This window comes from Candidatus Nitrosocosmicus sp. R (assembly GCF_054408505.1).
Genome location: NZ_CP167090.1, coordinates 916,490 through 929,033, shown reverse-complemented (window position 1 = coordinate 929,033; position 12,544 = coordinate 916,490). Strand labels below are relative to the sequence as shown.

Sequence of the window (12,544 nt, the reverse complement as noted above, 5' to 3'; positions counted from 1 at the left end):
ATATCAATCCGGATTTAGGGCTTGAGTGTTACACTACATTCTAGAAAACCTCAGAACCTGCATGACTGGAAGGATAGTGCAAGTTGCAATGAAATCAAACCCATTATTTGGTATTTTAATGATTGACCATCTAATTTGACCTATTATATTTTTAGAGATCACCAGTCTGGTCACTATGTAAAACCGCAACCTAAACATTCAACATTAAAAATTTCAGATTTTGTATTGATTGTTTATTAACATCTTTTACTAACTATTGTAAATGCAACGCGGCAATACAGTATTGTTGGTAGGTGTAATTATTCTTGTAACGAGCATAATTATTTTTGGATTATCGGCTTACAAAGCTATTTTAATGATCGAGAACTTTCCCGATATATCAGCCAAAGATATAGCTGGCAAAGTTACTGATAAATTAGCTGACAAAGTTACTGATAGAATTAATGCTTCAGCCAAAATTCCTGATAGATTATCTGAAAAAATTACTGACAGAGTTAATGTTTTTCTGAGTACATCTAATGATACCGAAGATGTTTCTAAACAAGAAGTTAAACAAAAATTGATGATTGATGCAGGAATATTATTCTTTGCTATCATAGCAGGTATAGTACTTTTGATTAATGGGATACTAGCGATGATAATTGGTATTTCAATTTGGGTACACGATAGGAGACATGAAGTAAAACACTGAAATAATAAATAAATCAGAATCAAGCTGGTAAAAATTTGTTAGTATATAGAGATATGGGATTCATCTAATACCAGTGATAAATCCCAACAGCCCATAATTCTCCTTTTTATTTCGTTTCCATCTGGAAGACTTATACCATCTCATCGTTCACTAATACTCTTGTCACTTCACGATATGTTCAAGAAACGAGAAATTTTCTATAAGCAGATAATTTCATATGTTAATCAAGGATTATTTCACTCAAAAAGTCCTTATAGACATCTTCAGATTTTTTAAAACATTATCCAAATTTTAATGGAATCTGAATATCCAGATAACTATTTTAGTTACAGATGTAATACTATAGATATGAGAGGAAGATGGGCAGCATTTGCAGTCGGAAGAGCTGCAGCTAATAGTAGAAGTAACGCCGCATTGCAACAACAACAACAACAAGCAGATATGGCAATGCAGCAGCAGCAACAGCTAGCACAACAACAAGCACAAGCACAACAACAAGAAATCGAGAGATTGAGAGCACAACAAGCACAACAGTCTCAAAATGTACAATCATCCAGTTCCCAAGTGGACGTGACCGAAAAGATTCAAAAACTTGGAGATCTTCATCAAAAGGGTTTGTTGACTGACGAAGAGTTTGCAAAAATGAAGATGCAATTGCTATCACAGTTATAGTGGATTTGGATTCTCATACGAACATAGCCTACTAAAGTCAAGATTGATCTTTGCAGTCTGTAGCAAAAAATCAGTTTTTTTTATATAATATCTATTTATATTGCAGTTATTCTGTGTTAGATACTCTGAATAAAATTATAAAATTATACAGGAATTTTTCAGTAAATTTGGTTGTTCTCAAATAGGTTCTCAATTTTAAAATAAAATATTCATTGACAGTTTTTATTTTTTTTATATTTGATTCTCAATCGAAAATAATTCAACTTAAAATATTAATGAAAAGTTATTACCGCAAGATAGATCAACAAATATGCAATTTTGAAGTTATTTATAATCTGCGTATATGTCATTCCATTATAAAAGAAATAAAGTAAGCTGCTATACAAATCAAAATGTGTTTTACTAGATACTTTTTTCTAATTCTTTTGCCATTGCCCAACTGAGGAGTATTCTAATCACTACTACAACTATAAAGGACAAAAGTTGGTCAGGTGAGGGAATTATTAGAGTTTTTAAAATATCTACAGCTATTAAAAAATCTAGTGAATAAAGTAGCCCCCTTAACATGCGTCTTACTATTTGATAGTTATGTATTTGCTGCTCTGGATCCTTCTTTACTAATCCTACCAAATATTTTCTGATAATATCATATAAAGTTCGGAAAACAACCACTATAATAAATATTGCAATAATCCCTTCCAGAGCAATAATAAGATATTCCATAAGATGCACTACAAACTCTGCTACGCTGCTCTCACTCAACACTCGTTCTTACAAAAGCGGCCATAAAAAGATATTACCGATCTTAGGATTTTAGCCTTGGAAATCCCATATAATACCAGTTGTATAATTGAAAAACTTTTACTTGTAAAAATAAAGTCTATCTCGTTAACTAATAAACATAGGTTTTTTCAATACAAGTACAATTAACGTCTCTCTCTACTGAGATCTTACCATATTCAGTCTGATACTCTTATTCTTGTAAAATCATAACATCTACTTTGATTTTAAATTAGCAATCGGTATATATGTTCTCAAATTTGGGGATGAAATGCACACCGGCTTATCCATGCTAATACCATCTAGAAATCTTAAACGTTCAGTCAGATAGCCAACCCATCACCAGTCGACAATAAATGTGCTTGATTTTCTAAAAAAACACGTCATTCTAGGAATCAGGAAACAGTGTGATCAAATTTAGCAATTTGTCAAATGATCTCACTGCAAATATTGTTAGGATTAAACCTATTCATTTTCACATCCAAATCCATCAGTATCACCCCGGATCACCATAAAAACTAATTTCCCTTGCTAGCTCTTACACATCAATGGAAATGAAATATCTTAAGTGCGAATAAGAAAACAAGTAAGATTAATTTTGACTATATTTTAATAAAAAGCCTTTAATGCATTTTTGAAAAAATGATATTGTATTTCATCAATAGCTAGTTCTTAAATTAAGTATTAAATTTGAAAAAAAATGAATTTCTGATAAAAATATAGGCGCTACTTTGTCAATGTATCTTTCCTTCTGGAGTGACCGGTAAGTCCTGCTGCGATTATTTGTATGCTTGTAATGAGTAGAGCTATGCCTATCAAAATTCCTGCCAGTGCAATCCCAATATTGGGGTAAACAATTACTGCAATTGCAAATATTATTTCTAAAACACCCACCCCAATGCCAAATATATTTGACTTGCCTGTTTCTTTTTTGTTCTGGAAGGAGTGAATTATTCTTGATATACCATCAACTAGCAAAGCGATACCAAGCAGTATTACTATGATAGCAGTTGCTCCTTGTGGATATGTCATTGCTAACAGGGAAATGACGATTACTATAATTCCTAACCCAATACTGGCTAAGCGAGCTCTTCCCCTTCCAATAATACCAGAGACGACTTTCTCGATTCCGGCAAAGAACAATAGAAGTGCGAGGATAAAGATTACCGAAACACTCCCCATAACTGGATTTATCAATACCAGTATAGACAGGACTAAGATAACTGCGCCCAAACCGATCTGGGCCATACGTATCCAACCGGGTGATCTATCAATACTCAAATTGAAATCCCCCTTACAGAGTCAAGGTTAGAACTAGACTGTGGAATGTTTAACATGGAAATACAGCATTGTTGGATATGATATGCATTTAATGCATATGGATTGAAATACTTCATAATACTATTTTATAGTAATACTTAATTGAAATATAAAGTTTTATAAATAACAAACTTTAGGAAACATCAAAAATTGTAAACCCTGGATTTGTCAAAAACTTTCAGTAGAGAAGTATAGTAATATGCCTATGAAAGATCAACTTGTCTCTCTGTTGGCCAAAAGTATATTGAGTATAGTGTTTGATACTATCCCTTGTTTCTTGGGGTAATTTTACCATTTAGCATTTTTCAATCAGTCAAAATTATTTGTGGGCCTAGGTAGGATATTCTGATTATTCTGCCTTGCATATTAGAGCATCCTCTTTAGAATAGGCATTTTCAATATCTTCTGAATATTAAGAAGGGACATATTTTAGGAACTTTGGTAGAATAATCAAAATTAATAATCAATATAATGTTATTTGGAGGAAATGGATTTTTTCAATGCTTAAGATGCATAACATGTTTGAAATTATCAAAATGCAAAATACCGATCTAATAATTGGGATAAAATAAAAGCAGATAAAGAGGAGAAAAACGATATCCCTCTAGCTATTATCAACTGTAAGACAATTCATGCTGAGATTTGAAAGTGACTAAACTAAAGGACTGGAATTTCAGCTTTGGACGATTACAATTCAACGGACTTAAATATTAGCCCTCTACGGTTAGGAGATTTTTCATTAATGGGCTAGAAAAATTTTCTTTATCATCATATTCTTTAATCCGTAACATTAAACATCTGCCTGTTTTAAATGCGACCTTTCGCATCACTGGGATACATTCTTGACTCTGCTACTATAAGACAAAGGCTCAAGCATGATACTAACCAAACTCTATATTGAGCTCATTATGTTTCTTTTGATAATATACAAAAAATAGATACCTGTCATTTATTGTACCGACTTTGATCAGATCCATGATAGGTCTAAAACTATTTATGATACATTGTACTCCCCTTCTAAATGAATCGGCCAACACACCACTTAAGACATTCATTTTTTTGGATTTTCCAGATAATTGTAGGGACCATCTGCTTGATCCTTTCAGGAGTAGTGGTGTTTTACGGAACCACCACCGTAGCAGGCGCATATATTTGGCTATTCTTGGCCGGAATAGGCCTAATTTTACTTGGGGCAGAAAGGCTCATAAGTGGATTGACAGCCAAAGGTGTCAAAAAAACCTCCAGGTTAATCAATATAGGTGTTGGTCTAGGATTGATTATCTACATTGGCTCAGGTTTCTTCTTTCCAGATTTCGCAACTAAATGGCTAATAATATTTCTAGGGTTTGGTTTACTTGCCAATGGAGTCATAAGGATAATAAAAAGTCTAAAGAAGAAAAAAGGAGAGCCATATGATTATGAAACTATGCTTTTGGGAATATTAATAACTTCATTATCTATTTTGGTACTCGTTTCTGAAAAATTTGGACTAGCACTTCTTCTCATAATGACCTCAATAGCACTGGCTGTAAGCGGTATACAAGTTATTTTGGCTGGAATTAGAGCAAGGAAACAGATATCTACCTCCCCGATTGATTCCAATAATTTACTTACAAAAGAGGCAACTGAGAATGATAATGTCATGCCTTTGCCAAAGAACATCAAAACATTTTGGAAAGATGGCTCATGGTTTAGAGATGAGCATGGAAGGTACACCATATTTCGAGGAGTAAATTTTGGAGGTCGGAGTAAACTGCCACCATACCTTCCCATCTCGCCTCTTGAAGTAAAGGAATTATCAAAGCTGGATTTAGATAATGAAATTCAATCGGTCAAGCCTGGACTGGACCTTCTCAAGACTAGTGGTTTTAATGTTGCACGTCTTCTTGTATCGTGGAAAGCGTTAGAATCCAAGCCAAATCCAGACCTAAATGACCTCTCCGAAGAAGGTAAAGAATATCTGTCATTTTTAAATAGAATAATAAAAGAGCTCTATAAAAGAAATATCTACGTTATACTGGATTTTCACCAAGACATTGCAAACGAGATATATGGAGGAGATGGGTTTCCTGACTGGACTATAGCTGTAGATGAAGAACATCCAAAACCGACCCCGACTCAGTCTCCACCACGTCCTGACAAGAAATGGCAAATTAAATACATGACAAACAAATCTCTGAAACATACTTTCAAATCCTTTTGGGAAAATGACTTGACAAATGCAGATGAAGGTTTAATACATTATCCAGTACGTACGCACCTGGAAAAGATAATTGAACTAACTGTAAAACATCTACAGTGGCTAAATAACGGAAATACTCACCCCGCTATATTGGGAGTCGAACCTTTTAATGAGCCTCATCCAGGGCTGATACCAAAAGAAGAATTTGAACAAAAGTATCTTATGGACTTTTATCGAGATGTAAATTCTAACATCGGAAAAGTTGACCAGAATCTCTTTATATTTATTGAACCTCGGGTAGACTGGACTTTCCCTGCAGAAGGATCGCCTATGGCCTATGGGGCAGCACCACTTGAGATTAAACAATCATTTAACATGAATTTTATAAAAAAAGTAATGGCCGATAAGAAAACAGTAGAAATGAAATTGGTTACATATCTTCCCAAAGATCCATCATCGATTTCTAATTTCGATTCTAACGGTGTCTTGTCGTTTCATTTTTATGATCCGATGGCTGTTGCTAGCTCTTTTGTAAAGATTCCTGAAAGTATATACACGTATAAGAAACAATTTCCTGAAATGTTTAGACAGCTACACAGTGCTGCTATCGAAAGAAGATTTGTTCCTTTTCTAACAGAATTTGGAGCGTTTCAAGAAGGAGAACAAGTCAGAGAGTATCTGAACCTACAATATGATCAAATAGATGCGCTCCTGCTAAATTCAACCATTTGGAATTATGATCTGTATAATACCGAAGAGTTGAAAGATAATTGGAACTTAGAAAATTACTCGCTGCTTGGACCAGAAAGAAGACCACGTAATATGGACGTAGTGACACGTCCATACCCAATGAGGAGTTCAGCAAAGCCATACGCTTTATTTTTTGACGTTGATTCAAAATATGCGGCCATTGTTCTAGCGGGGAAAATTGTTTCCGACAAACCAACTGTCATTTTTGTACCATTTGATACTCATTATTCCCCCGAGTTCACGGTCTGGGCCACTGCTAGTAACGAGATAAAATGGGAAAAAGATAATCAGCTTTTGTATTGGCAACCCTCAAAGGACCGTCAGTACAATTACCTGATAATTGCAAAGGGAAAAATAAATGAACTGAAGATGGAAAATTTGCCAAATAGGATAAGAGACATGGCTTATGATGTCAACTTTACCACATTTAATTTTGAATAATCGCACCATTTTCTTAAACGGCTAGTAAAGTCGGGTATCTTTTTCACTACCCAAGATCTGAACAGAGTTTTTCAAAATATTTTTTCTTAAGTCAAATGACCATTTCAATCTTAATTCTAGAGTAATTTGGCATTTACCAATCCGCTAGATACATTAAACCTAAATGTTTTTTTAAAATCAGTGTTGCTTGTTCCATGATTATATTATCTGACAACTATTACTTAATTAGAAACTAGACAAGTTATACCATTACTCAAATTGTGTGGATATTAGTATAGATAGAATTGTTATTATCTATGATTTGTTTAAACTGTCTACTCACTTTTTTCTGTTATTAATATCCTTTTATGTAATTGTAAGCTTTGTACAATTTTTTTCATTGCCACATCTGTCATAATGATAAATAAATTATATTGGGCAGTACAATGGTATCGACTGGCACACAGAATTTGAAAAGAACTAGAATCTTTAAAAGTTTATTCCAAAGGATACCATATTCAAATTAGGTTATATGAGTAATAATAAGAATTATACTATTCCAACAAAGGAGAGAGCTTTGGTCCTGCAAGGAGGAGGTTCATTGGGTGCCTATGAAGCTGGGGCGTACAAGGGAATATATGAATTCCTAGTCAAATGGGATAAAGATCATTTCAAAGAGACAAAATCGACTTTTGACATTGTTGCTGGGACATCAATTGGTGCCATTAATTCTGCAGTATTAGTAAGTTATGTTATAGAAAATCAGACATACGAAGGTTCTGCCGAACGACTCATTGACTTTTGGCATTATCTTTCTAAAGAATCAAAGGTAGATAACAATCCCTTCTTTGAAATGTACTGGGATTTTTTGCATAAGTTCAATAAAAGAAATGCAACTCCCGAGGCTGCCCGGAGATATTACTCAGCTAAGGAATTTGCCTTTTATGGAGTAACTAACGCATTTTTTCCTCATAACCCTACCTATGATCAGAAATTCCATGATCCAGATAACATTTGGTATAGATATAGTAATGAACCATTAAAAAAGAGTCTGGAGCGATTTGTGAAATTTCCCATAGCTACGACTGAAGAAGCAGATCAACCTAGGCTATTGCTTGTTGCTGTAGATGTTGCTGAAGGGATTCCCGTGACCTTTGATAGTCATGCAACAGAGGACGGTTCACGAAAATCCGAGTATGGACAATTTCAAAAGAAAGACAAAAAACATCCTCTTTTTAAGTATACTATAAGATATGATGAGGGAATCACTGCGGATCACGTCATAGCAAGTGGTTCCTTTCCGGTAAACTTTGATTATTGTAAAATTCTAGTTGAAAACAATTATACGGATACAACTTCTTCAACGACTGAAAATGTACCAAGAAAGGAAATACGCTATTTTTGGGACGGAGGTCTTATGACCAATACACCATTAATGCAATTAGTCTTACAACACAGATGGTTTTGGTACAAGACCAAAGGCCTGAAAGAAAATGTACCAAGATTAGGGATTTGCATTGTTAATCTCCATCCAACAAGACAAGATGAAATTCCAGTGGATAGAGACGGAGCCATCAACAGAAACAATGACATTACATTCTCGGATCGTCACTCTTTAGAAGAAAGTATGTTATTAATAGTCTCAGATTACGTGAATTTAGTAAGGAAGTTAATCAAAGTATCAACAGAAAACGGAGTTAAGAAAGAAATTATTGATCAACTTTTAGACGAAAATACAGCCAATCCTAGTTTTTTTCCAAGAATTCAAAGGTATTCAGATCTGCTTGCCGGAAGGTTTCAAATAGATGAACTAATTAGGGTAAACCGCGAGAATGATGAACACACTATTTCAAATAAGATATTTGATTTTTCAAAAAAGACAATAAACCTATTGCTTCAACGGGGTTACGACGACGCAATTAGGGAATTTGAACGGCTAAAACTGAGAATTTCCAAAGCTAATTAGACGATGTTAGATGGGTGATGTTTGTGGAGCTACAAAAGAGATTAAAAATATACTAGTCATGGCAATGCCATGACTAGTATATTTGACGCTAACAAAATCACTTTACTAGATTATTGAATAAGAGGCGTCTAAGCAATGAAAAGAAGGATTGAATAATTTTAATATCCAGTTGAAAACTGCAAGCATTTTTAGGATATCTATTTTCCATTTTTTTAAGATGGTTACTATGATTACTGCTGATCAGAAACCTTAAATGCAACATATATTAAAACAACAATATGTCTGAAACTGAAAATTTGAATACCGTAACGAGATTTATAGAAAATGTGTGCAATAAAGGAGAATTGAATGAAATTGATGATTTATTTAGTGAAGATATTGTATGGCATGGTGGTGAATTGGTTACTGGACTGACCGATTTCAAAGAATCTATTAAGGAAACTAGACAGACATGGCCAGATATAAAATTCAAAATCCAAGATTCATTCGCAGATGATAACAAGGTTGTTATAAGGTGGATCGTAACAGCGACACAGGAAGGAGAATTTATGGGTATTCCACCTAGCCATGAGAAGTTTGACACTTATGGAATGGAGATTTTTCATTTTGAGTCTGGATCTGGAAAAATCAAAGAAGCATGGACAGTATTTGATGCGCTTACACCTGCAATGAAGATCGGTCTGGTTGAGGCAGTAGTGCCTGAAAGCTCAAAATAATCCATTATTTTTGTAAAGTAAGACAATTTAATTCAACATAATTTAGTAAGTGTGATACATATACAATAGGGAGATCTTGCTTTATCCATGATTCTTCTAAGATTCAGTAAATTTTTTTGTTTATATTCATATAAAGTGTAAGTATTTTTAAATCCAAATAATGGGGATTCCGTTATGACTTGATGATGAACTGACTGCCCAATAATTATATTTCAAAAATGTGATCCTACTTAATAAAGACTAGTTACTAATGTTTTTGTGGCGCAGAGGTTTTTGATTTTATCTATCTATTGCTTTCCACTAATATTATTAGTACTAGTTCCATCTTTTTTTTTAATTGGCGAGATTTTTGCTCAATCATCTGATAATCAAGATGCAATATCTAAAACAGGTAATCTGACCGGAGAGAAGCTCGATAGAATCATCGAGCTCTTAGAACAAACAAGGCAGGGAAGTCAAATTGCACTTTATCTAACTATAATTGTGTTTATGACTGGACTGGCCTTTGTAATATTTGGTTTATACATCGGTCAAGAGCATAAACTTTCGCTTTTTACTAAGCGACTCTACATACTTGCATTTTTTTCACTTATTGTTCCAGTTACTTTTATTATTATAAGATATATTGTAAACACTGTGCTTTCTGGAGGCTGGGACAATCCAGTACTTATTGTAGCATATTTACTCATGATTCCAATAACGGCATCATATATCTTGATGATCATCAAAGTCAAACACGATGTAATAAAGTCACCGCCCTCATGACTTACGAGAGGTATTTTTTGTAATTCTTGTTAAAATGTCCCAATTTAAACAAAGATTAAAGGCAGAGATAGGAATCCCGTATTGGTATCGTCTTATGAATACTTATACCAAAAGCCAAAAGCCTAGATCAGCTGAACGATAATAGAGCAAACAACATATTCTACAAACTCATACTCTTTACAATTAAAGAATTGGTCCTTGTTCATTTACACAAAGCACTTTGTTGCTCTAAAATTCTCATACCAGAAGAACATAATTGTACAATATATTATAAAATTGGATAACAATATCATTCTTAACTTTACGAAATTTACATTCTGCTAGTGATCGTCTCAATTTATTTCCAATTAGTTTTGGATTCCGCGATATTTTCTTATTTTAACATAAAATGCATTCAAACAGATTAAGATTCAAATCATCTGTTCAAATTAGGGATTAAAAAGGACATCAATAAACAAGAAAAAGAAGGTCAAGATGGTGGATTAGATATGCTACATTCCTGAAATACTCTACTAAGGCTACAGAAAGGGGTGTGTCTGATTTATTCCCCAGACTATCTTAGAGAAAATCATAATCTTAAAACCACCTAAAGTTCTGCTACTCTAGAATAAAGATTTAGAATCCTTATTTGATGGATTTGGATGCCTTTGAGATCTTCATTGAAACTTCATTGCATGGACCATTCTTACAAACAAGTTCTTAATATGGGTAACTTGTTTGTGCACCCAAAAGCAAAGTCTGGATACCTTGATATGATACAACTAGATTCCATTGGCCAGCCTCACTTGAGTTAATTCTTACAAATTGTATTTTGTAGCCAAAGAGTACCAATTTAGATTCATGTGGAAATAGATAACAACTTATTCAATGGGCTCTAAACAAATTTATCAAATACATATTAACACTTTGATATTATATTAGATTGTAATGGATGATGTTTTCATTAATTATCTTCTCATAGTATCTGGATATTTGCTAATAGCCAGCGTCGTTTACTATTATACACGGAATTTTATTATTCCATGGGTAACTATCATGATGATAGCTGGGGTGATCATAATTGCAGCACCACAAGATCTCGTTGAGACCCAAGAGATTTATGGTTTTGTTGAACACAGCCTACCTGAAATCATATTATTGATTTTCATCCCACTTTTGGTTTTTGAATCTGCTAGATCTTTGAAATTACACGATCTTAGGAAAGAAATAATCCCAATTGGATTTTACTCTGTCGCTGGGGTGATCATTACATTGTTCCTCATAGGAATAGGTATAAGTGTCATTTTTGGTATTCCGCTTATCCATGCATTGCTCTTTGGAGCTATAGTAGCATCTACCGATCCTGTAGCTGTGTCTACAATCTTTAAGAGGTTTCCCATCCCTTACAGACTTAATGTACTTATAGAGTGGGAATCACTTTTGAATGATGCCACCTCCTTGATTTCTTTTAGTGTCATATCTGGGATCGTATTTTCAAGTCTAGCTTTTTCATTTGTAAATACATCCATTTCTTTCGTTTGGTCTATGGTTGGTTCTATTATCCTTGGAAGCGCTATAGGATACGCTGGTGGTAAAGTGCTGAATAAATGGAAAGGAACCGAATTTGTAAGTTTTACATTGTCAATAGCAATGGTCATAGGTGGATACGTAATAGCCGATCACTTTTTGCACGTCTCAGGTGTGGTAACTATAGTATTTCTTGCCTTAGTATTGATAAGAACACATAAAGATCTCCTTTCAGAAATGATGCAATCTTTTCACTTGTATTGGGATTATCTGGCTTTTACGCTGAATGCACTTTTATTTTATCTAATGGGAGTATCCATGGCAATTTATTATTTACACCTAACAGATGCCTGGTCTTGGATTATCATTGTTCTAGCTCCAATTGGTATAGTAATGCTGGCAAGGGTAGTCCTGGTATATGGAGGAGACGCATTTTTACGTATAGCACACGTTAGAATACCTGCTAAATGGCAAAAAGTTCTCATATATGGTGGATTGAGAGGCGGAATATGTGTGGCTTTAGTACTTTCTCTCCCCACTGATTATGAATATAAAGCTCTTTTTGTTACTTTGGTGTTTTCCTTGATCCTCGTTAATCTACTTGTAAATCCAATATTATTGAGTAGATATTTAAAAAAATCAAAGCTGGATGTGGATTCAAATACAGATAGGGTTTCATGACAAATTAAGACTAACCTGTTCATGGAAATATAGAGCAATGGGAATTAACAGATTAAGGAACGTGAAAAGAAACAAAGCGGAAAATAGCATTTTTC

General features: G+C 34.0%; 10 protein-coding genes. 7 read left to right on the top strand and 3 right to left on the bottom strand.

Annotated elements, in window-relative coordinates; translation table 11 throughout:
* Nucleotides 1-262: 262 nt before the first annotated feature.
* Both AAGU22_RS04780 and AAGU22_RS04775 read left to right on the top strand, forming a co-directional pair.
* Nucleotides 263-691 (top strand): hypothetical protein, encoded by a 429-nt coding sequence (locus tag AAGU22_RS04780; protein ID WP_458721087.1) that lies wholly within the window; start codon nt 263-265, stop codon nt 689-691.
* Between the two features lie 294 nt (nt 692-985).
* A complete protein-coding gene (locus tag AAGU22_RS04775) occupies nt 986-1,363 on the top strand; it encodes an SHOCT domain-containing protein (protein WP_458721086.1) in 378 nt (125 codons plus the stop codon).
* 402 nt (nt 1,364-1,765) lie between these two features.
* Here AAGU22_RS04775 and AAGU22_RS04770 read toward each other — a convergent pair whose 3' ends face one another.
* The 3 genes from AAGU22_RS04770 to AAGU22_RS04760 form a co-directional block, all read right to left on the bottom strand.
* The gene (locus AAGU22_RS04770; protein ID WP_458721085.1) at nt 1,766-2,125 is read right to left on the bottom strand and encodes a DUF1622 domain-containing protein; all 360 of its coding nucleotides are present in this window, start codon (nt 2,123-2,125) and stop codon (nt 1,766-1,768) included.
* A 744-nt stretch (nt 2,126-2,869) separates the two neighbouring features.
* Nucleotides 2,870-3,424 carry an HdeD family acid-resistance protein gene (locus AAGU22_RS04765; RefSeq protein ID WP_458721084.1) on the bottom strand — a complete coding sequence of 185 codons (555 nt, stop codon included), beginning with the start codon at nt 3,422-3,424 and terminating at the stop codon, nt 2,870-2,872.
* Between the two features lie 920 nt (nt 3,425-4,344).
* Complete coding sequence (locus tag AAGU22_RS04760) at nt 4,345-4,518, bottom strand: hypothetical protein (RefSeq protein WP_458721083.1); 174 nt, start codon at nt 4,516-4,518, stop codon at nt 4,345-4,347.
* Between the two features lie 38 nt (nt 4,519-4,556).
* Here AAGU22_RS04760 and AAGU22_RS04755 point away from each other — a divergent pair, with 38 nt between their 5' ends.
* The 5 genes from AAGU22_RS04755 to AAGU22_RS04735 all read left to right on the top strand — a co-directional run bounded on the left by AAGU22_RS04755 (nt 4,557) and on the right by AAGU22_RS04735 (nt 12,449).
* Nucleotides 4,557-6,836: a cellulase family glycosylhydrolase gene (locus tag AAGU22_RS04755; protein ID WP_458721082.1), complete on the top strand. Its 2,280-nt coding sequence runs from the start codon at nt 4,557-4,559 to the stop codon at nt 6,834-6,836.
* 556 nt (nt 6,837-7,392) lie between these two features.
* Nucleotides 7,393-8,781, top strand: a complete 1,389-nt coding sequence (locus AAGU22_RS04750; RefSeq protein WP_458721081.1) for a patatin-like phospholipase family protein — start codon at nt 7,393-7,395, stop codon at nt 8,779-8,781.
* A gap of 278 nt (nt 8,782-9,059) precedes the next feature.
* On the top strand, nt 9,060-9,497 hold the full coding sequence (locus AAGU22_RS04745) for an ester cyclase (protein ID WP_458721080.1): 438 nt from the start codon (nt 9,060-9,062) through the stop codon (nt 9,495-9,497).
* A gap of 273 nt (nt 9,498-9,770) precedes the next feature.
* Complete coding sequence (locus tag AAGU22_RS04740; protein WP_458721079.1) at nt 9,771-10,262, top strand: hypothetical protein; 492 nt, start codon at nt 9,771-9,773, stop codon at nt 10,260-10,262.
* Nucleotides 10,263-11,189: 927 nt separating this feature from the next.
* Complete coding sequence (locus AAGU22_RS04735; RefSeq protein WP_458721078.1) at nt 11,190-12,449, top strand: cation:proton antiporter; 1,260 nt, start codon at nt 11,190-11,192, stop codon at nt 12,447-12,449.
* Nucleotides 12,450-12,544: the final 95 nt, after the last annotated feature.